General features: G+C 74.0%; 22 protein-coding genes and 2 pseudogenes. 19 read left to right on the forward strand and 5 right to left on the reverse strand.

Features of this window, described 5'->3' with window-relative positions; translation table 11 throughout:
* Together SSNG_RS19975 and SSNG_RS19980 are read right to left on the reverse strand one after the other, a co-directional pair.
* Window positions 1-1,955: acetate--CoA ligase family protein (locus SSNG_RS19975; protein WP_042803827.1), on the reverse strand; the 1,955-nt coding region annotated here is incomplete at its 3' end.
* Window positions 1,956-2,126: 171 nt separating this feature from the next.
* A complete protein-coding gene (locus SSNG_RS19980; RefSeq protein WP_007265698.1) occupies window positions 2,127-3,278 on the reverse strand; it encodes an NAD(P)/FAD-dependent oxidoreductase in 1,152 nt (383 codons plus the stop codon).
* A gap of 226 nt (window positions 3,279-3,504) precedes the next feature.
* Between SSNG_RS19980 and SSNG_RS19985 the strand changes: the two genes are divergently transcribed.
* The 3 genes from SSNG_RS19985 to SSNG_RS19995 all read left to right on the forward strand — a co-directional run bounded on the left by SSNG_RS19985 (window position 3,505) and on the right by SSNG_RS19995 (window position 5,407).
* A complete protein-coding gene (locus tag SSNG_RS19985) occupies window positions 3,505-4,278 on the forward strand; it encodes a hypothetical protein (protein ID WP_007265699.1) in 774 nt (257 codons plus the stop codon).
* 251 nt (window positions 4,279-4,529) lie between these two features.
* Complete coding sequence (locus SSNG_RS19990; protein ID WP_007265700.1) at window positions 4,530-4,982, forward strand: DoxX family membrane protein; 453 nt, start codon at window positions 4,530-4,532, stop codon at window positions 4,980-4,982.
* Window positions 4,979-5,407 (forward strand): Zn-ribbon domain-containing OB-fold protein, encoded by a 429-nt coding sequence (locus SSNG_RS19995; RefSeq protein WP_007265701.1) that lies wholly within the window; start codon window positions 4,979-4,981, stop codon window positions 5,405-5,407. The genes SSNG_RS19990 and SSNG_RS19995 overlap by 4 nt, the downstream gene beginning before the upstream one ends.
* 42 nt (window positions 5,408-5,449) lie before the next feature.
* Here the strand turns inward: SSNG_RS19995 and SSNG_RS20000 are convergent, their stop codons facing one another.
* The 3 genes and pseudogenes from SSNG_RS20000 to SSNG_RS44890 form a co-directional block, all read right to left on the reverse strand.
* Window positions 5,450-6,493: a helix-turn-helix domain-containing protein gene (locus SSNG_RS20000; protein WP_007265702.1), complete on the reverse strand. Its 1,044-nt coding sequence runs from the start codon at window positions 6,491-6,493 to the stop codon at window positions 5,450-5,452.
* Between the two features lie 65 nt (window positions 6,494-6,558).
* Window positions 6,559-7,226 (reverse strand): annotated as a pseudogene (locus SSNG_RS20005) (pyridoxal 5'-phosphate synthase).
* A 165-nt stretch (window positions 7,227-7,391) separates the two neighbouring features.
* Window positions 7,392-8,372 (reverse strand): LuxR C-terminal-related transcriptional regulator, encoded by a 981-nt coding sequence (locus SSNG_RS44890; protein ID WP_050779679.1) that lies wholly within the window; start codon window positions 8,370-8,372, stop codon window positions 7,392-7,394.
* Window positions 8,373-8,649: 277 nt separating this feature from the next.
* Here SSNG_RS44890 and SSNG_RS20015 point away from each other — a divergent pair, with 277 nt between their 5' ends.
* The 16 genes and pseudogenes from SSNG_RS20015 to SSNG_RS42240 all read left to right on the forward strand — a co-directional run bounded on the left by SSNG_RS20015 (window position 8,650) and on the right by SSNG_RS42240 (window position 21,989).
* A complete protein-coding gene (locus SSNG_RS20015; RefSeq protein WP_042801448.1) occupies window positions 8,650-8,904 on the forward strand; it encodes a hypothetical protein in 255 nt (84 codons plus the stop codon).
* Window positions 8,905-8,969: 65 nt separating this feature from the next.
* Complete coding sequence (locus tag SSNG_RS20020) at window positions 8,970-9,929, forward strand: LLM class flavin-dependent oxidoreductase (RefSeq protein WP_042801450.1); 960 nt, start codon at window positions 8,970-8,972, stop codon at window positions 9,927-9,929.
* A gap of 244 nt (window positions 9,930-10,173) precedes the next feature.
* Entirely contained in the window at window positions 10,174-11,202 is a 1,029-nt protein-coding gene (gene mpaB, locus SSNG_RS20025; RefSeq protein ID WP_007265707.1) for a daptide biosynthesis RiPP recognition protein, read from the forward strand.
* A 5-nt stretch (window positions 11,203-11,207) separates the two neighbouring features.
* Window positions 11,208-12,071, forward strand: a complete 864-nt coding sequence (gene mpaM, locus SSNG_RS20030) for a daptide-type RiPP biosynthesis methyltransferase (RefSeq protein ID WP_128637053.1) — start codon at window positions 11,208-11,210, stop codon at window positions 12,069-12,071.
* A complete protein-coding gene (gene mpaD / locus SSNG_RS20035) occupies window positions 12,068-13,372 on the forward strand; it encodes a daptide-type RiPP biosynthesis aminotransferase (RefSeq protein WP_042801452.1) in 1,305 nt (434 codons plus the stop codon). Before mpaM ends, mpaD begins: the two co-directional genes overlap by 4 nt.
* A 95-nt stretch (window positions 13,373-13,467) precedes the next feature.
* A pseudogene (gene mpaC / locus SSNG_RS45300) lies at window positions 13,468-14,304 on the forward strand (daptide-type RiPP biosynthesis dehydogenase); the annotation flags it as partial.
* A 427-nt stretch (window positions 14,305-14,731) separates the two neighbouring features.
* Window positions 14,732-14,842, forward strand: coding sequence for a hypothetical protein (locus SSNG_RS45305; RefSeq protein ID WP_347232503.1), 111 nt, complete (start codon window positions 14,732-14,734; stop codon window positions 14,840-14,842).
* A 122-nt stretch (window positions 14,843-14,964) separates the two neighbouring features.
* A complete protein-coding gene (locus tag SSNG_RS45310; RefSeq protein WP_347232504.1) occupies window positions 14,965-15,093 on the forward strand; it encodes a daptide-type RiPP in 129 nt (42 codons plus the stop codon).
* A gap of 71 nt (window positions 15,094-15,164) precedes the next feature.
* Window positions 15,165-15,320 (forward strand): daptide-type RiPP, encoded by a 156-nt coding sequence (locus tag SSNG_RS42230; RefSeq protein ID WP_164720929.1) that lies wholly within the window; start codon window positions 15,165-15,167, stop codon window positions 15,318-15,320.
* 157 nt (window positions 15,321-15,477) lie between these two features.
* On the forward strand, window positions 15,478-15,672 hold the full coding sequence (locus SSNG_RS42235; protein ID WP_042801453.1) for a hypothetical protein: 195 nt from the start codon (window positions 15,478-15,480) through the stop codon (window positions 15,670-15,672).
* The gene (locus SSNG_RS20050) at window positions 15,669-16,421 is read left to right on the forward strand and encodes an ATP-binding cassette domain-containing protein (protein WP_042801454.1); all 753 of its coding nucleotides are present in this window, start codon (window positions 15,669-15,671) and stop codon (window positions 16,419-16,421) included. The genes SSNG_RS42235 and SSNG_RS20050 overlap by 4 nt, the downstream gene beginning before the upstream one ends.
* Window positions 16,414-17,163 (forward strand): ABC transporter permease, encoded by a 750-nt coding sequence (locus SSNG_RS20055; protein WP_007265713.1) that lies wholly within the window; start codon window positions 16,414-16,416, stop codon window positions 17,161-17,163. The genes SSNG_RS20050 and SSNG_RS20055 overlap by 8 nt, the downstream gene beginning before the upstream one ends.
* Before the next feature lie 7 nt (window positions 17,164-17,170).
* Entirely contained in the window at window positions 17,171-18,913 is a 1,743-nt protein-coding gene (gene mpaP / locus SSNG_RS20060; protein WP_007265714.1) for a daptide biosynthesis intramembrane metalloprotease, read from the forward strand.
* A gap of 60 nt (window positions 18,914-18,973) precedes the next feature.
* Window positions 18,974-21,508 (forward strand): class III lanthionine synthetase LanKC, encoded by a 2,535-nt coding sequence (lanKC, locus tag SSNG_RS20065; RefSeq protein WP_007265715.1) that lies wholly within the window; start codon window positions 18,974-18,976, stop codon window positions 21,506-21,508.
* Window positions 21,509-21,525: 17 nt separating this feature from the next.
* Window positions 21,526-21,786, forward strand: coding sequence for a hypothetical protein (locus SSNG_RS20070; protein ID WP_042801456.1), 261 nt, complete (start codon window positions 21,526-21,528; stop codon window positions 21,784-21,786).
* A 26-nt stretch (window positions 21,787-21,812) separates the two neighbouring features.
* The gene (locus SSNG_RS42240; protein WP_165365015.1) at window positions 21,813-21,989 is read left to right on the forward strand and encodes a hypothetical protein; all 177 of its coding nucleotides are present in this window, start codon (window positions 21,813-21,815) and stop codon (window positions 21,987-21,989) included.
* Window positions 21,990-22,070 lie beyond the last annotated feature (81 nt).

The raw sequence follows: 22,070 nt of genomic DNA on the forward strand, positions 1-22,070 counted from the left end.
ACCAGGACGCCGCCGAGGCCGACGGTGACGGTGGGGCCGAAGAGGGGGTCCTGGGTGACGCCGACGACCATCTCGACGCCGCGTTCGATCATCTGGCAGACCAGGATCCCGTCCAGCGGGACGTTCTCGTAGCGGGCCGTGTCCGTCAGCTCGCGGTACGCGTCGCGGATCTGGCTGGCGGAGGTGAGGCCGACCTTGACCAGGCCGAGTTCCGTCTTGTGGGCCAGCTGGGGGCCCGAGGCCTTCATGACCACCGGGTATCCGACGAGCCCCGCCGCGCGGACGGCCGCCGCCGCGCTGGTCACCAGCTGCTCGCGCGGGACGCGGATGCCGTACGCGCGCAGCAGCTGCTTGGCGGCGTGTTCGCTGAGCTGCTGGCCGGGCCGCATCAGGGCCTGCGCCTTGCGGTGGGAGGGGGACGGGGTGCGCGGGGCGTCGGCGAAGGGGGAGCGGTAGGAGGCCGTGAAGCGGTGGTGTTCGAGGTAGGCGCGGACGGCGGTGATGCAGTTGCCGAAGGTGCGGAAGGTGGCGACGCGGGAGGAGCCGAGGAGGGTGGTGCGGTAGGCCTCCTCGGTGCCGACGGGGGAGCCCCAGATGACGCAGACCAGCTTGTCGGTGGCTTCGGCGGCGTCGACCAGGTCCTGCGCGAGCCTGTCGCTCATCGGGGGGAAGGGGCCGGTGATGGGACAGATCAGGACGCCCACGGAGGGGTCGGCGAGGATCGCGTCGATGATCTTTCGGCCGCGCCAGTCGCCGACCGGGTGGCCGCCGTTGTCGACGGGGTTGGCGACGTTGAGGTAGGAGGGGATCCACTGGTGGAGCTCGGCCTGTTTGGCGTCCGAGAGGGTGGGGAGGGTCAGGCCGGCCTCGGTGGCCAGGTCGGAGAAGTGGGCGCCGGTGCCGCCGGAGATGGAGTACACGACGACCCCGTCGGCCCGCGGCGGGCGGGCCCGGGCCAGGAGGGCGGCGGTGTCCTGGAGCTCGTCCAGCCCGTCCACCCGGATGACCCCGAACTGCCGCATGGCGGCGTCCACGACCGTGTCGGCCCCGGTGAGCTTGCCGGTGTGGGAGGCGGCCATGCGGGCGCCGGTCTCGGTGCGGCCGACCTTGACGGCGACGACGGGGACCTTGTTGCGGGCGGCGCGGTCGGCGGCGAGGAGGAAGGCGCGGCCGTCCTTGAGGCCTTCCACGTAGCAGGCGATGGCGCCGACCTCGGGCCGTTCGGCGAAGTAGGAGATGAAGTCGGAGGTCTCCAGGTCGGCCTCGTTGCCGGTCGGTGCCCAGTGGGAGAGGCGGATGCCCAGCTCCTGGAGGGTGTAGACGGGCCGGCCCTGGTGCCCGGACTGGGTGATGAGGGCGATGGCGGGGCCGTCGAGGTCCTCGCGGAAGTCCTCGAAGGCGTTGAGGTTGGTGTTCGGGCCGAGCAGCCGCAGCCCGGAGCGGCGTACGGCGGCGGCCAGGCGGGCCTGGGCGGCGGCGCCCGCGTCGCCGGTCTCGGCGAAGCCGGAGGCGAAGGCGACGGCGAACTTGACCTTGGTGTCGGCCAGTTCCTCGATGACGGGGATCGGGTCCGCGACGAGGAGCACCGCGAGGTCGACCTGTTCGGGCAGCTCGGCCACGGTGGCGTGGCAGGGCAGTCCGAAGACGGCGGTGCGGGTCGGGTGCACGGGGTGGACGCGGGCGCCGACGCGTTCGGCCCAGGCGATGAGCTGCCGGGTGATGCCGGTGTTGGGCCTGCCCTCGGCGTCGGAGGCGCCGACGACCGCCACGGACTCGGGCCGGAAGAACCGGTCCAGGTCGGGCACGTCGGAGTGCAGGGGCCGTCCGCTGACGTCCAGGGCGTCCGAGTCCTCGGGTGTCGCCGTGGAGTGGACGGCCGTCCTGGGAGTCTCCCCGCAGGCCTCGACGCGTGCGCGGAAGTCGGTGGTGAGGGTGCCGTGAGTAGATCCAAGCATCGCTTCGCCCGCCCTGCTCGATGAGTCCATAGCTGACGCTTAGTCAGATTACTGAACTGACGCGTCGTCAGGAACAGGGGTGCGCAGGAAAGGTGGTGGAGGTGGTGTGCTTGAACGGTGGCAGAGCCGTCCGCTCCGGTACAGAGGGCATTTCGGCCCTCCGGGCACCCCCTAACCGCGCGAGAGGGCCTTCGCTATGCGTACCGCGTCGAGGGACAGCTCGCGGAGCATGCCGCTGATCGGGTTCGTGTACCCGGTGAAGTGCAGCCCCGGCGCGTTGCGCGGCGCGCGGGGGCCGTGCGCGATCGGCCGGCCGCGCTCGTCCAGCACGTCCAGGTGGCCCACCAGCGCCTCCAGCCCGCGCCGGTACCCCGTCGCCGCCACCACCGCGTCCGGGGTGATCCGCGTACCGTCGGCCAGCAGCACCTCGCCGCCGTCGAAGCCGGTCACGGCGGCCACCGGCTCCACCCGGCCCCCGCGCACGGCCTTGACGAGGCCGACGTCCTGCACCGGCACCGCCCCCTCCAGGACCCTGCTGTACAGGCCCGAGGTCGGGCGCGGCAGCCCGTACGCCGTCAGGTCGGGGACGGACTTGGCGGCGAGCGCCCCGAGCCGGTCCACGAGCCGCACCGGCAGCCTGCGCACCAGGATCCCCGTGCGCTGCGCCGGCCAGCCCAGGGTGGAGCGGCGCACGAGGTGCGGGACGGTGCGCACGGCGAGCCGCACCCGCGCGGCACCGCCCTCGGCGAGGTCGGCGGCTATCTCCGCGCCGGTGTTGCCGACGCCGACGACGAGCACGTCCTGCCCGGCGTACGGGGCCGGGTTGCGGTAGTCGCGGGCGTGCAGCAGCCGCCCGGTGTACCCGTCGCGGCCCGGCCAGTCGGGCAGCGCCGGGGTGTGGTTGTAGCCCGTCGCCACCACCACCGCGCGGGCCGCGAGCAGCCGCCCGCCCGAGGCGTGCAGGGTCCAGCCCTCCCCGTCGGCGGCGCGCTCGATGCGGGTCACCTCGACCCCGGTCACCAGCTCCAGCTCGTGGAACTCGGCGTACTTCTCCAGGTACCGGACCACGTCGGCCCGCGCGACCCAGCGCCCGAAGCGGCGCGGGATCGCCAGCCCGGGCAGGCCCGACAGCCGCCGGGTGGTGTGCAGCCGCAGCCGGTCGTAGTGGCCGCGCCACGAGGCGCCGACCGCGCCGCTCCGCTCCACGACCACCGCGCGCACCCCGCGGGCGCGCAGCGCGGCGGCGACGGCGAGCCCGCCGGGGCCGGCGCCGATCACGTACACGGGGCGGGGCTCGGTGGAGGTCAGGTCCGGCTCGGGCATGGCCAGTGAGCGTATCGACACACGGCGTTGATGGGTCTCGGACGAGGAGGGAATCCGATATGCGGGATCGATCACGGGCGGCGGACCGCATCGGGCGCGGCCCCCCCGCCCCGCGCCGGCCACGAGTGGTGCCAAAGTGGGACATCCGGCCCCGGTGTCCGGCCCCGTATCGCCGGCCCCGGTGCCCGGCCCCGGTGTCCGGCCCCCCGAGAGGAGCGCGTACGTGATGTGGCAGCCCGACGGGTGGGACGTGCGCGTCCGCCTCGGAGTCCTCACCCCCCACGCCGACGTCGGCCCCGAGTCGGAGCTGCGCGCCATGGCCCCGGCGTACGTGGGCCTGCACGCCGCCCGGGTGCCGTTCGCCGCGATGGGCCCGGGCGGCGCGATGGGCCTGACCGTGCCGCTCGCCCCCGTCCGGGCCTTCGCCGAGCCGCCGCACGTGGACGACGCGGTCGAGCTGCTGGCCGCCGCGCCGGTGGCGGCGATCGCGTACGCCTTCACCAGCTCCGCGTACGTGATCGGCGCGCGCGGGGAGGCGTACATGCTGGAGCGGCTGACCGAGCGGGCCGGCGGCCTGCCCGTGGTCGCCACCTGCGCCGCCGCCGTCGGGGCGCTGCGCGCGCTCGGGGTCGCGCGGCTCGCGCTGGGTCGATCCCGCCGTGGGTCCGACGCCACCCTGAGCGACCTGGGGCGGGGCTACTACGAGGAGGCCGGGTTCGAGGTCCCGTACGCGGCCCCCTGCGGGCTGCCCAGCGGGCAGGCGCTGATCCGGCCGGAGGCCCTGTACGGCTGGGTGCTGGAGCAGGTCCCCGACGCGGCGCAGGCCGTGGTCGTCGGCGGCAACGGCTTCCGGGCGGTGGGGGCGATCGAGGCCCTGGAGGCGGAGCTGGAGCGGCCGGTGCTGACCGCGAACCAGGTGCTGCTGTGGGCCGCCCTGCGAGCGGCGGGCGAGCCGGTGGACGGAGTCACGGGCTACGGCCGCCTGTTCTCGCCCCCCTGAGCCCGACCCCCTGAGCCCGGCCGCCTCGCGCCCGGCCCCGTCGCGCCGGCCCCGTCGCGCCCGGCCCCGTCGCGCCCGGCCGCCTCGCGCTGGCCCCCTGAGCCCGGCCGCCTCGCGCCCGGCCCCGTCGGCCCGGCCCCGCCGCGCCCGGCCTCGCCCCGCCCGGCCCCGTCGCGTTCCGCCCCTTGCGGGATCGGCGTCGATCCGCTGAACTGACGTACCGTCAGATCGAGTGGGTGGAGGGGCGAAGCGTGCAGACCATCTGGCTCACCGGCGCCGAGTGGCTCGCCGTGCTGCGGATAGGCCTCGGCCTGTGGTGGCTGGAGAGCTGGCGGCACAAGGACAAGAAGGGCTGGTTCGAACGCGGCACCGGCATCGCCTGGGCCGCCGACGTCGCCGGCAAGCACCGCTGGGGCTTCGTCAAGGGCGGCTTCGAGAAGGTCGTCCAGCCCCGGCCGCGGCTGATGGCGTACGTCGTCGTCTACGCCGAACTCGCCCTCGGCCTCGGCCTCGTGCTCGGCTTCCTGACCCCCGTCGCCCTCGTCGGCGGCCTGCTGCTCAACCTGCTCTACCTGGTCCTGATGATCCACGACTGGGCCGAGCAGGGCCAGAACTCGATGATGGCCCTCATCTCCCTCGTCGCGCTCGGCGCGACGTCCTGGCAGACCTGGTCCCTCGACGCGACGATCGGACTGTTCCCGTGAGCACCGCACGGTACGACCTCCCCGAGACGGACGAGTTCACCCGCCCCTACTGGGACGCGGCGGCCGCGGGCCGCCTCCTGCTGCGCCGATGCGCCGACTGCGGGCGCGCCCACCACTACCCGCGCGAGTTCTGCCCCTCCTGCTGGGCCGGCGAGGACCGCGTCACCTGGGAGGAGGCGAGCGGCCGCGCCACCCTCTACACCTGGTCCGTCGTCCACCGCAACGACCTCCCGCCCTTCGGCACCCGCGTCCCCTACGCGGCGGCCGTCGTCGACCTCGCGGAGGGGCCCCGGATGATGACCGAGGTCGTCGACTGCCCGTACGCGGACCTCCGCATCGGCATGCCCCTGCGCGCCGCCTTCCGCGAGGCGGCGGAGGGGGTGTGGGTGCCGGTCTTCCGGCCGGAGGGGGTGCTCGGGCGGTGAGGAGCCGCCGGACCCCTGATTCGGGCAGGGGCCCGGCCGCCGTCATCCGCAGGTGGATCCAGACGCGGGCGGCGCGTGGCGGTGTTCGTGGCGCGCCGGGTTCCTGCGCTCTGCGTGCGCTGCTGCGGTGGCCAGCGCGGACGCACGGTGCTCGGTCGGCGTGAGTCCGTACGCCTGGCGGAACGCCCGGCTGAACCCGGTGGCGCTGGCGAACCCCCAGCGGGCCGCGATCGCCTGGACGGGATGGCCGCCGAGCTCCGCGCGGGCGAGGTCGGAGCGGGCGCGCTCCAGCCGGCTCCGGCGGATGAGCGCCGCGACGGTCAGGGGCTGGTCGCCGAAGAGGGCGTGGAGGTGCCGCAGCGACATGTTGTGCCGGTCCGCGATGACTTGGGGGGTCAGGTCCGGGTCGCCGAGGTTGTTCTCGACGAAGCGGTGGATCCGCTGGAGGGTCTCCCGCGCACGGGCCCGGGCGGGCGCCGCGCCGGGGTCCCCGAGCTGTCTCGCGAGGAACGCGGTGGCCAGGTCGAGGGTGACGGCCCCCAGCCCGCGCAGCTCCTCCGGGCGGCAGTGCGGGGCCTGTGTGAGCAGCGACCTCATGAAGCCGGCGAGGATCGCTCCCGACCCGCTGCCCGCGGGAAGGTTCCGTGCGAGGAGGCCGTCCAGCCGGTCCGAGCCGAGCGCCAGGGCCTGGCGGGGGATCTGCACGACCACCGATGTGAGCGTCTCGTCCGCGGCCGCCGCCTCACTCGGCCGTGAGGTGTCCGTGAGGACGAGTCCCCCCGAGACCACCGATTCGCTGCCCCGCTGGGAGATCCGGACGGCGCCCCGGGTGAGGAGCGCCAGCTGCAGGTGCTCGGGATCGCCCTGCCGGACGTGGGTCGGGGTGCGGCGCGAGCTCACCGGTGAGCAGGTCACGGCGGACAGGCGCACCACCCCGAGGTCCAGCTCCGTGATGTCCGCCCGGAAGTCGGCCGCGTGCCGGCTGCTGAGCCGGACGGGCATCACATGGCTCGACACCGTCTCGCAGAACCAGTCGAACCGGTCCTGGCGCGCCCCGACGACCTCCGACGCGACCAGCGTTCCCATGCGATCCCCCACACCTCGACCTGACAGAGCCCGGCCCGGGACGCGTCCGCCCCGGGGTACGCGGCTCAGGGCCAGAGCAGCTCCCGCACCCAGCCGGCCTCCGCCGCCGCCCGGCGGTAGCGCAGGCGGACGTGGCGGCGGGCGGCGTCGCCCTGGAAGAACTCCGCCCCGGCGGGCTCCAGAACGTACCGGGTCCAGGTCGGGGCGGGCGCGTCCGGCTCGGCCCCCGCCCGCTCCCACGCCGCCGCCGAGGCCCGCGCCAGCTCCTCGGCGGAGCCCAGCACCTCGCTCTGCCGGCCGGTCAGCGCGGCCGCCAGCGCCCCGCGCGAGCGTACCGCCAGGTCCGCCCGGCTCTCCTCGGGGCCGCACGGCACGACCCGGCCCCGGATCCGCACCTGCCGCGCCACCGCCGGCCAGTAGAAGACCAGCGCCGCGTCCGCCCGGCCGGCCAGCTGGCGGCCCTTGGCGCTAGTGGAGTGCGAGGCGAAGTGCCAGCCCCGCTCGTCGGCGTCGTGCAGCATCAGCACGCGCGCGTCGGGCCGCCCCCCGGCGTCCACCGTCGCCAGGCTCATCACGTGCGGCTCCGGCTGCCCCGCCTGTGGTCCTGCAGGAACCACTCCCGGAACAGCTCCAGCGGCGCGGCGGGCGCGCCCGCCGGGTCGAACTCGGGGAGCGGGACGTCCCACACCCGCAGGGAGTGCAGGACCTCGTGGAACTCGCTGCTGCTGCTCATGCCGCCCAGGCTATGCGGTGCCGGCCCCCGGAGCCGGACCCGTCCAGAACGAAGGCCCCCACCGGCCGGCTCGGCGCCGCGGCACGGCCCGTCGGCCTGGCCCGAAGAGCCGTCCCGGCCCCCGAGCCAGGCCGAAGGGGCGGGACGGCCTCAGGGTTGGGTCCCTCAGATCCAGCCGTGGTCGCGGGCCAGGAGGGCCGCCTGGAAGCGGTTCGTCGCTCCGAGGCGCTGCATCAGGTCCGCCACGTACTTGCGGTACGTGCGGACCGACACGCCGACCTCACGGGCCCCCGTCTCGTCCTTCTCCGCCTGGTACATGGTGGTCAGCACCTTGCGCTCGATCTCGCTCAGCCCGCCCTCCGGGCCCTGCCGGGCCGCGACCGCCTCCGCCAGCGGCACCGAGTCCGACCACATCCGCTCGAACAGCGACACCAGGTTGGCGACGAGGCCCGTCTCGCGGATCACCAGGGCCCCCAGCCGCGGGTTCTGCGGGTCGATCGGGGTCAGGGCCGCAGCCCGGTCGAAGACCAGCATCCGCTCCAGCGGCTTGTCCGAGATCCGGATGTCCGCCCCCATCGCCGAGATCTCCTGGAGGTAGGCCAGCGTCGGCGCGTCCTCCACCGCCGCCGGGCGCATGATCGTGCGCATCTTGATGCCCCGCCGCAGGATCCGGGCGTCCAGCGGCCGGGACGCCTCGATGCTGGCTGCGCTCAGCGCCCCGTGCGGCTGCGTGGTCAGCCCCTCCTCCCGGGTGAAGAAGGTCAGCTCGTCGATCACCGCCCGGACGTTGGGCGTCCCCTCCACCCGCTCGATCGCCGGCCGCTCCGACGCCCCGCGCACGGCCGGGCGTACCGCGTCCCGTTCCGCCAGCAGCGACTCCACCACCCGCTGTTCGGCCGCCACCCGCCGCAGCTCCTCCTGGAGCTCCCGCAGCCGCAGGTCGATCAGCCGCTGCACGGCGATCGCGGGCGGCGCCGGCCGGATGCTGCCGTTGTCGGCCAGGGAGGTCAGCTCCATCGACTCCAGCCGCGCCAGCCACTCCTCCACCTCGTCCACCGGCGCCCCGAGGTGCTCGGCCAGTACGGGGGGCGTGCCCTCCGTGAGGCGGAGCAGGCATCTGTACAGGTCTTCGTCCTCGGCTGACATCCCCAAGTGGATGAGGCTTCCGGCGCGCATGGTTCCCCCTTGTGATGGTGCCCCGTGTGGTCAGCACGGTGGGCTGATCATACGAACGCGGACACCGGCTGACCATGGGTAACGGAAGCGTTCCTACCGGTCTTGGTTCCCGCATCCGTGCAGCTCGTCGTGCAGCTTGTTGCACGCACCGACGCAGGAAGCTGCGTCCGGAAACGCTCGAAAGCGAGTCCACCGAACGGCAGTCTTCTCCGTGTCGGAACAACGACGATCCACACAGGGGGAAACGATGAAGAAGAACCAGATCGGCGGACGCACCCGAATCGCCCCGCTCATCGCGGGATTCGCCATCGCGGCCGGACTGACCTTCTCCGGGCCCTTCATCCACCCGCCGGCCCAGGACCAGCTCACCGCGGCCGGTCAGGCGGCCGACAAGGCCCGCTGCTTCCTCTCCGTCGTGGAACCCGACGACATCGACTTCACGAAGTGCGGGCCCAAGGTGAAGCTCCCCGTCGACCGGCGCGAAACCTTCGACTGGATTTAACAGCGGGACACACCACGGCCACGGAACAGAAGACGAGGAAGGAAGAAGGGAGCCACAGCCACACCATGACCACCCACTCGGTACTCATACCGTTCCTGCCGACCCGGCCCGAACAGATCCTCCCCTACGCCGGCCTCGTCCACTGGACCCGGGCGCACCGGCTCTGGCAGGGACAGTCCCTGATGGTCGAACCCCACCACGGGTTCGTCCACGCCGCAGGAGCCGGCTTCCGGGTCCCCACCGGCCTCGGCGTCACGCTCATGCCGCTGCGCCACCCCTACGAGGCCGCCCTCCAGGCCCGCTCGCTGGCCCTGGCCACCGGGCAGCCGGTCACCGCCGGCTTCGGACCCGGGGCGCCCTCGCTCCAGCAGGCCCTGCGCGGGGCCCCGTACCGCAGTCCCCTGACCGCGGCCCGCGAGTACCTGACGGCCGTGCGCGGCCTGCTGGCCGGGGAACACGTCCGGATCGACGGCGACTACGTCACCTGCGACGCACAGCTCGCGCCCTTCCCCTCCGCCCCGGTGGAGATCGGCCTCGGCGTGCTGCGGCCCGCCATGGCCCGGCTCGCCGGAGAGGTCGCCGACGTGGCGATCACCTGGCTGACCCCGGCCGCCTACCTGCGCGACACCGTCCTGCCGGCGCTGCGCGAGGGCGCGGCGAAGGCCGGCCGGCCGGTCCCCAGGCTCACGGCGATGGTGCCGCTGGCGCTCGCCAGGAAGGACCGCACCGCCGGCGAGATCGCGCTGGCCAGCAACTCCGCGCACCTGGGGCTCCCGCACTACGTCGACATGCTGCGCAAGTCCGGTATCGGCATCACCGGCACGGACCGGGAGCTGGATGCGCACGCCCTCGTCGAAGGGCGCGGGTTCCTCAGCGGCGGCATCGGCGAACTCGTCGCACAGCTGAAGGAGTACGAGGAGGCGGGCGTCGACGAAGTCGTCCTGAACGTCACCGGCGTGGCCAACTGCTACGGCCCGCAGGCGGCCTCCGAAGAACTCAGGACGATCCTGTCCGCCCTGGCCTGACCCCGGAAACGTCCGGGTCCGGCCTCAGGACCTGACCGACAGGCCCTGGCACGGCCGGGCCCCGGTCCGGCGTGCCCCGGTCCGGCGTGCCCCGGTCCGGCCCGGCCGGAGCTGGCCACCGAATCACTTCACACACGTCGCTTCACGCACGTCACTTCACACACGTCGCTTCACGCACGTCACTTCACACAGTCGCTTCACACACGTCGCTTCACATTGCTTCGCATTCCTTGAAGGGGGAGTCATGGCGGGAATCAAACGGCATCTGATGCTCTGGGGTACCGGAAAGCCGGGGGCGGAGCTTTCCGCGACGGGCTCCGCGACGGTCGTCCTGGAGAATCCGGACCACCTTTCCACGCTGCTCGGCTCCGACCTCGTAGGACCGCACTCGGTGGTGTTCGCCCCCGGCCACACTCCGGACGCGGGAATTGCGGACGGCCCCGTCGTCGCCGGCTACGAGGGTTCGCTGAGCGAGCCCGGCCTGGAATGCTCCCTCGGCACGGACTTCTACCTCCAGATCCAGAACTACGGCGTCAGCGCCTACATGTCCGTGGTCGGCCCGACGCTGATCCGCGTCGCCGACGACATGGACCTCGACGCCTACCTCGCCGACGCCGACCAGGCCCGGCAGACGGGCACCTTCCCCGACTTCCTCACCAACCCCGTCATCCAGCTCGCCGACCTGCCCGCCCTCGGCGCGGGCCCGGCCGGCGACGGTCCCCGCTGCCGCCTGTACGCCGACCAGGACGGCGTCCTGTCCACCACCCCGGGCGGCACCCGGCTCGGCGTCCTCGGCGAGGACACCCTGGAGCAGCTCGACAGCCGCTGGCTCCTCGACGAGGCCGACGCCGGCGCCGACGGCGGACCTGCCGCGGAACGCCCCTGGCTGGGCCGCTACCTCGCCGCCGTCTCCGCCGTCCGCGACCTGCGGGCCCGCGGCCTGGCCGCCGAGGTACGGGTCTCCGGCTTCGGCGGCCGGCTGAACGCCGCCGCGGCCTCCGTCCCCGCCGACGCCGCCGCGGACACCGCCGACGCCCAGCTGCCGCTGCTGCTGTGGTCGGGCGAGGACGCCTTCGTCCACGACCCGGCGAGCGGCCGCACCTTCGGCCTCGACCCGGTCGCCGCCGGCCTCGCCGAGGTGCTGCTCGTCGCCGGTTCGGTGGAGGCGGGCGCCTCCTACGCCGACCGGGCGGCCCTGGAGCAGGTCGCCGCCTACTTCGAGGACGCCGGGGTCACCCTGCGGTCCGCCGAACTCGCGACGGCGGGGCACTGACCGCCATGACGACGATGACGATCACCAAGCCGATGTCCGACGCGGGCCACCGCCTCCCCACCCCCGCCGACGTCCCCGGACGCGCCGGCGAACTCCTCGCCTCCCTCGGCGACCGGGCCGTCCTCTGCGACCTGTACGACGCCGTCGGCGCGACCGTCTACCACGACCTCGCCGGCACCGGCACCCACGAGGTGCGCGAACTGCTCGCCCTGGTCCGCCGCATCCCCGGCGACGTGCTCGACCTGGCCGCCGGCTCCGGACGCCTCACCCTGCCCCTGCTCGCCCTCGGCCGCCGGGTCACCGCCCTCGAACTCTCCTCCTACATGCTGGAGCTGCTCGACCAGCGGCTCGCCGCCGCCCCGCCCGCACTGCGCGCACGCTGCCTGCCCGTCCGGGCCGACATGAGCGCCTTCGACCTCGGCCGCCGCTTCGGCGCGATCGTGCTGGGCACCACCACGATCTCCCTGCTCGACGCCGAGGGCCGCACCGGCCTCTACCGGGCCGTCCGCGAACACCTGGAGCCCGGCGGCCGGTTCCTGCTCTCCACGGTCGACATGGCCGCCACCGGCGAAGGCCCCGCCGAGGTCGACATGGAGATCGTGACCGACAGCGGCCGCGCCTACCGCCTCTTCGAGCACTGGACGCCCGACTCCGGCAGCCGCACCGTCACCCTCTTCCCCGCCGACCTCGGCGCACCCGGCGACGAAGGCCCCGTGCAGGTGTGCACCACCACCATCGGCGTCCTGCCCGCCGAACTCCTGGAAGCCGAACTGGCCGCCGCCGGGTTCTCCGTCCGCTCCCGCCACCCGCTGCCCGCCGTCGGCGAGCGCCACCACGACGTACTGCTCGAAACGGAGGTGACCCCGTGAACGACACCACGACCACGCCCCCCGGCCACCACCCGCTGTGGCCGTCCCTGACCGCCCCCCAGGACCAGGGCCGCGACGACACCTGCGCCGTCTCCGCGCACGGCGTACGCGTCCGCTTCGCCGACGGCCGCGAACTCCTCGACGGCTCCAGCGGCCTGTGGAACACCAACATCGGCTACGGCAACGAGGCCATCGCCGCAGCCGCCGCCGAAGCCCTCCGCGAAGCCTCGTACCTCTCCGTCTTCCGCTACGAGAACGCCCACGCCCGCCGCGCCGCCGAAGCGCTCGTCGAAGCGGCCGGCCCCGCCCACTACGGCCGGGTGCTGTTCTCCACCTCCGGTGGCGCCGCCAACGACCTCGTCATGAAGGTCGCCCGGCACTACCACGCCCTGCGCGACGAACCGCGCCGCAAGGTCGTCGTCGGCCTGCGCGGCAGCTACCACGGCCTGACCTTCGGCAGCTTCGCCCTCACCGGCGACGACCTCGGCCAGCAGCTGTACGGCGTCGACCAGCGCTTCGTCCGCCACGTCGCCCCCAACGACCCCGCCGAACTGAACGCGCTCATGGCCCGCCAGGGCGCCCAGATCGCCGCCGTCGTCGTCGAACCCGTCCTCGGCAGCGGAGCCGTACCCCTCACCGGGGAGTACCTCGCCGAACTGCTGCGGCTGCGCCGCGAACACGGCTTCCTGCTGGTCGCCGACGAGGTCGCCACCGGCTTCGGCCGCACCGGCAGCCTCTTCGCCTCCCAGCAGTGGGCCGAACAGCCCGACCTGCTCGTCTCCTCCAAGGGGCTCACCAACGGCACCAGCGCCGCCGCCGTCGTCATCGCCTCCCGCCAGGTGGCGCAGGCCTTCACCGACGCCGGCGCCATGCTCACCCACGGCGAGACCCAGGCCGGCACCCCCGTCACCTGCGCCACCATCACCGCCACCCTCGACGAGATGCGCCGCCTCGACGCGGTCGCCCTCGGCCGGCGCCTGGCGCAGCGCCTCGACACCGAACTCGGCGCACTCGTCGCCGCCCACCCCCGGGTCGCCGCCACCACCGGCCTCGGCTGCTTCCGCTCCGTCCGGCTGTGCGACCCGGACGGCACCCCCTTCCCGCAGGACCAGGTCCACGCCCTGGTCCGGGCCATCCGGGACGCCGGCGCCATCGTCCACCCCGGGGTCAACGGCATCCAGCTCTTCCCCGCCCTCACCTACACCGACGCCGAACTCACCGAACTCCTCGCCGCCGTCACCGCCGGACTCGACCTCCACCTGGCCCGCACCGCCGCCCCCGCCGCCGAGGCCCTGGCGTGAGCGCCGGCTGGCACGCCCCGGCACAGCAGCTGATCGGCTGCGACAGCCTGGGCGCCTGGTTCACCGGCCGCCCCGAGCGGCGGATCACCGTCCTCGTGGACGCCGCGGTCGCCGCCGCCCCCGTCACCGACCGCGTACGGACCCTGCTCGCCGGGGACCGGTACGAGACCGAGGTGCTGGAGCTGTCCGGCCCCGGCGACCTGGACTCGGTGGCCGCGCTCGCCGGCCGGGTCGCGGACGCCGAACTGCTCGTCGGCATCGGTGGCGGCTCCCTCCTCGACCAGGTCAAGCTGGCCGCCCTGATCCGGACCAACCCCGACGCGTACGCCCGCCTCACGGTGCCGCAGCGCAGCGGACTGCTGGTCCTCGGCCACACCACCCGGCACGGACTCCCGCTGGTCGCCGTACCCACCACGGTCGGCACCGGCACCGAGTCCAGCGGCGTCGCCTGCCTCGGCTACCCCGGCCACGGAAAGCGGCTGGTGATGGGCACCGCACTGCGGCCCAGGGCCGCCGTCCTTGACCCGCTCGCCACCGCCACCCTCGACGACGAACTCGTCGCCGAAGGAGTCCTCGAAGCACTTCACCGCGTGGTCAGCCCCTACGTCGGCGACCACGGGGACCTGCCCACCGAGGACGCCCTGGTGGAGACCATCGCCGAACGGCTGGTGCTGCTGGGACACGAGGTGCGCGACGCGCGCCGCGCCGACCGCCCCACCGACGACCGGCTGCGGCTGGAGATCGCCAAAAACAGCAGTCTCAGCCACGCCGAATGGGCTCACCTCGGCCGCGACCTGTACGCGGTCAAGGGCTGGCTCATCGCCAACGAGCTGTCCTCCGCCCTCGGAGTGCGCAAGATGACCGCGGTCGCGGCGATCCTGCCGCACCTGTGGCGGGCCGTCTCCGCCGGCGAGGCACGGCTCGGCTCCGCCGACCGGCTGCACCGCCTGTGGTCCCGGCTGCAGGGCCACCGACCCCGAGAACCTCCCCGCGGACCCGGCGGCGGGCATCGAAGCCCTCCTCGACTCCTGGAGAGATCCACCGCGGCATCGACGCGGGCCCCGACCGGCTCGCCGGGATCGCGCACCGCACCGTACGCGCCTGGGGCGCCGGACTGCCGATGCTCGGCGGCCTGCGCACCGACGACGTGTACGGCCTGCTGGCCGACGCCGCCGCGGCCTGAAACACCACGACTTCCGCACCCGCAGGCACGGCCGCGAGGCGCGGACGGGAGCACCCATCCCACGCACAGAGCACGCCCCGATCGACCCACACGGAAAAGGAGAACGACCCATGCAGGACAACCTCGCGATCGACGCCTTCCCCGCCCTGGAGCTCGGCATGCAGGAGCTGGAGGCCATGGAGGCCCCGGGCTGGTGGACCGGTATCGGCGTCAGCGCCGGCGTGGTCGTCGCCTCGGCGGCGGGCTACGGCTCGTACGTCGCCTCCGCGGCCATCATCGCCACCTGAGAAACCCGTACCGCACACGGCGGTACACCCCGCACCACCCACTGAACACGCCACACGGAAAAGGAGAACGACCCATGCAGAACGACCTCGCGATCGACGCCTTCCCCGCCCTGGAGCTCGGCATGCAGGAGCTGGAGGCCATGGAGGCCCCGGGCTGGTGGACCGGTATCGGCGTCAGCGCCGGTGTCGTCGTCGCCTCGGCGGCGGGCTACGGCTCGTACGTCGCCTCCGCGGCCATCATCGCCACCTGAGAAGCCCGTACCGCACACGGCGGTACGCCTTCCACCCACCAGAGAAACACCCACGGAAACAGGAGAACCCCATGCAGGACATCGTGAAGCAGGACATCGCCACCGAGAACCTGGAGCTCGGCATGCAGGAGCTGGAAGCCATGGAGGCCCCGGGCTTCTGGTCCGGCTTCAAGCAGGGCGTCGTCATCAGCGGCATCGCCGTCGCGAGCGCCACGCTCGCCACCTGATCCCCCCGGCGGCCCGAACGGCTGCCGAGATCACAGCGGACCGGACTCCCGGTCCCCCAGGGTGACTTGGTCCCGTGGCGGTGGCACCCGCCACCGCCGCGGGCCCCTGCACCCCCCACGCACCACACGCACAGAGCAGAAGGAAGAGGGAGCCAACATGCCGAAGGAGAACCCCCGCAAGGGGACGAACGGACAGCTGGGGACGACCGCCGCGCTGCTCGCGCTGGCACTGGCCGTCGCCAACGCGCAGCTGACCGGAGCCGCGCTCGTCGCCGTCATGAGCGTCATCGGCCTCGGTCTCGTCGCCTGCGCCGCCAAGGTCGGCGCCAACGTCGCCGCGGGCAAGCGATGAGCGCCGCCGGCGTCGTCCGCGCCTCGGGCCTCACCAAGGAGTTCGGCCCGTTCACCGCCGTGCAGGACGTGACCTTCGAGGTCCGCCCCGGCCGCGTGACCGGACTGCTCGGCCGCAACGGCGCCGGCAAGTCCACCTCCCTGCGCATGCTCCTCGGCCTGGTCCGCCCCACCTCCGGCACCGCCACCGTCTTCGGCCACCCCTACACCGAACTCCCCGACGCCGCCCGCCGCGTCGGCGTCTGCATGGACGGCATCGGCCCCACCCCCGGCGCCTCCGGCCGCCGCGACCTGCGGATCTGGGCCCGCACCCTCGGCGTCTCCCGCGCCCGCGTCGACGAGGTCCTCGACCGCGTCGGCCTCACCGACGCCGCCGACCGCCCCGCCAAGGGCTACTCCACCGGCATGAAGCAGCGCCTGGCCCTCGCCACCGCCCTGCTCGCCGACCCCGAACTCCTCGTCCTGGACGAGCCCGCCAACGGCCTCGACCCCGACGGCATCCGCTGGCTGCGCGACACCCTGCGCGCCCTGGCCGCCGAAGGCCGCACCGTCCTGGTCTCCAGCCACCTCCTCGCCGAGGTCGAGCAGACCGTCGACGACGTCGTCGTCATCCAGCGCACCCTGCGCTTCGCCGGCTCCCTCGCCGAGCTCACCTCCGACGGCGCCCAGCGCCTCGAAGACCGCTTCTTCTCGCTGGTGGACGGGGACGCCGAGACCGCCGCGCGCACCGAAAGGCTGACCCATGCGTAACGTCCTCGCCGGCGAGTGGATGAAGGCCTGGACCGGCCGCACCTGGCTGATCCTCGCCACCGCAGGGATCTTCATGTCCCTCCTCACCAGCTTCGGGTACGCCTCCACGGGCGACGAGGCCATCGCGCTGGGCAAGTCCACCGCCGCCGCCGTCACCGACGACATGGCCCAGGCGTGGATGATGACCTTCCTGATGTCCGCCGTGTTCGGCGCCATCCTCGTCACCCGCGAGTACAACACCGGCGCCATCGCCCGCTCGGTCCTCCTCAGCGGCGGCCGGCTGCGGCTGCTGTCCGCCAAGGCCCTCGTCGCCACCGCCGTCGGACTCCTCAACGGCGTCCTCGCCGCCGCCCTCGCGGTGCTGTGCGCGTTCACCCTCCCCGGCCACTTCGGCTACGACGGCGACTGGACCGGCCACACCACCCGCATCGTCCTCGGCGTCGTCACCGTCAACGTGATCGCCGGCCCCTGGGGCGCGCTCCTCGGCTGGATCCTGCGCAACCAGCTCGCCACCGTCGTCACCGTCATCGCGCTCACCCTCCTCGTCGAGCCGGGCCTGCAGGAACTCGCCCCGAAGGCCGCCGCCTACCTGCCCACCATCGCGATGAGCTCCGTCTACCTCGACGGCAAGCCCGAGCTGCTGTCCGTACCGCTCGCGCTCCTGGTCCTCGCCGGCTGGCTCGCCGCCGCCGGGACCGCCGCCCGGCAGCTGCTGCTCTCCCGCGACGTCATCCAAGGGTGATCCCGACATGTCCACCAAGACGCTCATCCGGAAGGCGGCCCCCGCCCCGGCCGCCACCCAGCGGGCCGCCTCCGACCCGGCCGCCTCCGACCCGGCCCCCTCCAAGCCGGCCGCCTCCGCCGCGGACGACTGGGACCCCGCCCTCCTGGAACGCCCCCGCATCGCCGCCAACGTGGAGATCCACGAGCCCATCGAGAGCGGCGCCCCCTGGGTCCTCCAGCGCGGCAACCACCAGCACTTCCGCCTCCAGCCCGACATGGCGCGACTGGTCCGGGCCATGGACGGCACCCTCGACCACGACGGCCTCGCCGAGGTCCTCGGCCCGCCGTGGACCGCGCAGCACGTCGGCACCGCCGTGCACAAGCTCGCCGACTCCAAGGTCCTCGACGACGGCAAGCCCGCCGAACGCCGAAGCACCTGGTTCCGCTTCGTGCCCCCGATGACCCTCCAGTTCACGGTGGTGCACCCCGAGCGGCTCCTCGCCCGCCTCGCCCCCGTGATCCGCCTCCTCGCCGGACGCACCTCGGCCGCCGTCGCCGCCCTGTTCGTCCTCGGCGGGATCCTCGCCCTCGCCCTGCTCACCCCCGAGGTGGACGCCGCGCTCGGCCGGCCGCTCCCCTTCTACGCCTACTTCGGCGTGATGGCCGGCGTCCTCGCCACCACCGCCGTCCACGAGGTCGGCCACGGCGCGGTCCTCACGTACTACGGCGGCCGGCCCAGCCGCATGGGCTTCATGCTCTTCTACATGTCGCCCGCGTTCTTCTGCGACGTGTCCGACGGCTGGCGGCTCTCCCGCAAGGAACAGCGCGTCCGCGTCGCCCTCGCCGGCATCGCCACGCAGACCGTGATCGCCGGGGCCGCCGCCCTGAGCGCCCTGTTCCTGGGCCCCTCGGACCTGCGCGACGCCGTCCTCGTCTTCGCCGTCGCCACCTACACCAGCGGCGTCGTCAACCTGCTGCCCTTCGTCAAGCTCGACGGCTACATCGCCCTGATGAGCCACCTCGACGTCCCGCACCTGCGCGACCGGGCCATGACCGACGCCCGCCGCTTCCTCGCGCGGACCCTGTTCGGCGGCCGCGGCTACGCACGCGAACTGGAGGGCCGCCGCTGGGCGGTCGCCTTCGGGTTGGCCTGCATGGCCTTCCCCCTCTACGTCATCGCCGGCGCCCTGACCCTCTGGTCCGACCTGCTCCAGCGCCTCGGCGCCGTCGGCACCAGCACCGTCCTGATGGTCGTCTGCTACCTCGTCTACCGCCTCGGCCTCGGCTTCGCCAAGCTCACCACCGAGGGCCGCGCCGCCGGCGCCCCGCTGTGGCGGGTCATCGCCGCGGCCGTGCTCCTCACGGGGGCCGCCGGGGCCGCGCTGGTCCTCGTCAAGGCGCCGTACACCGTCGCCGCCGGATACGTCGCCCACGACGGCGGCCGCGTCGAGCTGGTCCTGCCGAACACCGCCGACCTGTCCGCCGTCCGCCCGGACTCCGCCGTCCGCTTCTACCGGGCCGGACTGATGACCCGCGAGCAGACCGGCACCGCGAACGTCGCCGCGACGACCCGCACCGAGACCACCGCGCCCATGTCGGCCTTCTTCCCGGTCGCGGCCACCCCGGTGCGCATGCCCGTCGTCAGCCTCCCGCTGACCGTCGGCGAGGCCCCCGCCGACCGCGTCGGAGCCGCCCGGGTCGACCTCGGCGAACTCCCGCTGGGCGAGTGGCTGTACGTGAAGTACGTCGCCCCGCTCTGGCGCCGGTAACACCCCCCTCTTCTTCCTCTCCTGTCCCTCCTGTCCCTCCTGTCACGAACGGAGTGCACCATGGACCTCCGCTACATGAACTACTGCCAGCCCGGCAATCCGTTCTACGACGTACCGGCCACCGCCGCCGCCGACGCCAGCGTCTTCCCGGCGGTGACCGGCCCCCTCCCCGAGGGCTGGACGCGCAACGACAACACGCACTGGCTGCTGATGACCCCGCCCGACACCGTCCTCCCCGGCCAGGGCTGGAAGATCCACGTGTCGGCCACCCTGGAGAACGCCGACCGCGTCCTCGACCTCGTCTGGGACTTCTGCGTCGCCGAACGCGTCACCTTCAAGTTCATCCGCAGCGCCGGCATCCTCAAGATGCGCAACAGCAAGTACGGCGACCGCGGCAGCAGCGGCAAGTTCTTCACCGTCTACCCCGGCGACGAGGCGCAGCTGGAGCGGATCCTGCGCGGACTCGGCGACCTCCTCGACGGGGAGGCCGGCCCCACCATCCTCAGCGACCTGCGCTGGCGCTCCGGCCCGCTGTACGTCCGCTACGGCGGCTTCGTCTCCCGGCTCGGCCGCTCCGAGACCGGCGAGCTCGTGCACTGCATCGAGGACCCCGAAGGCCGGCTGGTCCCCGACGTGCGCGGGCCGTCCTTCCGGCCGCCGTCCTGGGTGGAACTCCCCGCCTTCCTCGGCGAGGCCCTCGCCGCCCGCAACGCGGCCACCCTCCAGGACTTCCCGTTCCGCGCCACCAAGGCCCTGCACTTCTCCAACGGCGGCGGCGTCTACCAGGCCACCGACACCCGCGACGGCGGCACCGTCCTGCTGAAGGAGGCCCGCCCGCTGGCCGGCCTCGACGAGGAGGGCGCCGACGCCGTGGCCCGCCTCCAGCGCGAGCACTGGGCACTGGACAAGCTCGCCGGACTCGACTGCATCCCGCCGGTCGCCGACTACCGCAAGGGCAACGAACACTGGTTCCTGGCCCGCGAGTACGTCGACGGCAAGCCCCTCGCCCGCGAGCTCCTCAGCCGCAACCCGCTCGTCAACGACGACCGCACCGAAGGCGCGTACGCCGCCTACGCCGACTGGGCCCTGAAGATCGTCGACCAGGTCGAGCGGGGCGTCGAGGCCATGCACGCCAGGGGCGTCGTCTTCGGCGACCTGCACCCCAACAACATCCTGATCCGGCCCGACGACACCGTCTCCTTCATCGACCTGGAGACCGCCACCCCCGTCGAGGACGAGTCCGCGCAGGCCATCGGCGCCCCCGGCTTCCGCGCCCCCGCCGGATACAAGGGCACCGCCGTCGACCGGTACGCCCTCGGCTGCATCCGGATCGGCGTCTTCCTGCCGCTGACGGTCATGGCCACCTGGTCCCGCGCCAAGGTCGACCAGCTGATCGGCCTGGTCACCGAGCGCTTCCCGGTACCCGACGGCTTCGCCGGGCAGGTCCTCGCCGACCTCGGCCCCGACCCGCACCCCGGACAGCTCCCCGACACCGGCCCCGCACCGCTGTGGACCGCGCCCACCGCCGCCGACTGGCCCGCGCTGCGCACCGCGCTCGCCGAAGACCTGCTGGCCAGCGCCACCCCGCAGCGCGAGGACCGGCTCTTCCCCGGCGACGTCGAGCAGTTCTCGGTACCCGGCGGCGGAGCCACCCTCGCCTACGGCGCGGCCGGCGTGCTGTGGACGCTCGCCGAGCTGGGGCACGCCCCCGCCGACGAGCACGTGTCCTGGCTGACGGACGCCACCGCCCGCGCCGCGGACATGGGCCCCGGTCTGTACGACGGGCTCAGCGGCGTCGCCTACGCCCTGGACCGGCTCGGCCGCACCGACGAGGCCGCCGCCGTACTGGACCGGGTCCGCCGGGCCCCGCTGGAGGACGCCGACCACAGCCTCTTCGGGGGCCTCGCCGGCATCGGGCTGACCCACCTCCACTTCGGCGACACCGACGAGGCCGCCCGCATCGCCGCGCTCATCGCCGACCAGGCCCCGGGCGGGGTCGCCGGCCGGCCCCGGCCCGGGCTGCTGCGGGGCGCGTCCGGCGGGGCGCTGCTGATGCTCCGGCTGTACGAAGCCACCGGCGGCCCCAAGTACCTCCACGTGGCGGGCGAGTTGCTGCGGTACGACCTCGCGGAGGCGGGCTGGTCCGAGGACAGCGACCCGGCGGGCTCCGAGGACGCCGCCTGGAAGGTGCCGTTCCTGGCCTTCGGCGGCGCCGGCCTCGCCATGGTGCTCCACGAGGCGGCGCGGCTGCTGCCCGACCCGGAGTTCACCCGGGCCCGGGACGCGCTGCGCGAGCAGGCCGGTCCGTCCTTCATGCTCAACGCCGGGCTTTTCCACGGCCGGGCCGGCGCCCTGCTCGCCCTGCGCCACCTCCACGACGGCTCCGCCGCCACCGAGCGGGCCGTACGCCGCCACCTGGACGCCCTCGGCTGGCACGCGGTGCGCTGCGACGGCCACCTGGCCTTCTTCGGCGACCACACCCTGCGCCTGTCCGCCGACCTCGCGACGGGTTCGGCGGGTGTGCTCCTCGCGGTCGAGGCCGCGCTGGGCGATGCTGGCCCCGGTCTGCCGTTCCTCGCGCCGGGCCCCCGATGACCTGCCAGGAGGCCCCGATGCGCAGCACCACGTACCACTTCGTCGTCGCCCCGGACGGCCGCGGCCCCGAGGGCGGGGCGCCGGAGCTGGCGGCCGTGCGGCTGATCTCGTTACTGCCGGCGGACTGGGGCTACGCGCCCGAGTTCCCCGGCGGGACGGTGTCACTGCGGCTGACCCCGCCGCCCGGCACCACCGAGGCGGCGGCGCACGCCGCCTTCTCCGGCGCCCTCGCCACCCCCGGCCTGCGGGGCTGGAGCTGGGCCAACCGGCCCGCGTGAGCCTCCCGCCGCTAGGGTGCGGGGTCATGGACACGCCCAGAGCCGCCGCGTACCGGCCGGACCCGGAGTTCGACTCCACCAAGGGCGTACTGGAGGCGTACTGGCCCGACCCGGACCACATCCGCATCATCGACCTCGACCACGGCCACCACGACCTGCGCATCGCCCCCGACGGCCGCCCGCCGGTCCGGCTGGCCTGGTAGCAGATCACCGCCCGGGCCGGGGCCACAAGGGCGGAGCCCGCCCCAACGGGACGCGTACGGTGGGACGATGGTGGGAGCCGT

Source organism: Streptomyces sp. C (assembly GCF_000158895.1).
In the GTDB taxonomy this organism is placed as follows: domain Bacteria; phylum Actinomycetota; class Actinomycetes; order Streptomycetales; family Streptomycetaceae; genus Streptomyces; species Streptomyces racemochromogenes.